The organism is Mesorhizobium sp. WSM4850 (assembly GCF_055811735.1).
This window is the reverse complement of sequence record NZ_JBVVPV010000152.1, coordinates 1-815: the sequence shown is the minus strand read 5'-3', so window position 1 is coordinate 815 and position 815 is coordinate 1. Positions and strand designations below refer to the sequence as shown.

The 815-nt window shown below is 59.9% G+C and carries 1 protein-coding gene; it reads right to left on the bottom strand.

What is annotated here, in order from left to right:
• A partial coding sequence (locus AC0L2Z_RS35355; RefSeq protein ID WP_473630638.1) for an amidohydrolase occupies positions 1-815 on the bottom strand: 815 nt, incomplete at both ends.

Here is an 815-nt window from a genome sequence, read left to right as displayed (position 1 = left end):
CCTTGATCGCCATCTCGGTTTGCGAGGCGTGGTTGAAAACGACGCCATGGTCGCCTTCAAGACTCAGGTCTATCCTTGCGCCGGTTACTTGCGCGATGCCGGCGACCACCTCGCGCAACCGCTTCTTTACAAGCTCCCGCACCTCGGGCGTCAACGTGCGCATGCTGCCTCGCAACTCTGCCGTCTCGGCTATGACTCTATGCGTGCTGCCGGAACGGAATTCGTGAAACGTAATCCCAGCCGCTTCCAGGGGGTCGACGTTCTGCGCTAAAATTTGTTGCACGGCCGTGATAAGCTGCGCGCCGACTAGGATCGAGTCGATGCCTTTATGCGGCATCCCCGGATGGCCGCCGCGGCCTTCGATTCTGATCTCGATGCTGTCCGTTGCCGCCATCACTGGGCCCTGCCGGATACCAAACGCACCAATTGGCAAACCCGGAAGAGTGTGCATACCATAGACCTGTTCGATACCGAAGCGCTCCATCAGGCCGTCCTCGAGCATCGCAACCGCACCCATACCAATCTCTTCCGCGGGCTGGAAGATCAAGACTACAGTGCCGGCAAAGTTCCGAGTTTCGGCAAGATAGCGTGCCGCCCCCAGCAGCATCGCGGTGTGGCCGTCGTGACCGCATGCATGCATGAAGCCCTCGTTCTTAGAGGCATAGGGTAGATTGGTCTTTTCCTCGATCGGCAGCGCATCCATGTCCGCGCGCAAGCCGATGGCCTTAGCGTTGCTCACGGCTACCTTCCCCGTGATGACACCGACAACGCCGGTCTTGCCAAGACCGGTCACGACCTGGTCGCAGCCAAACTCG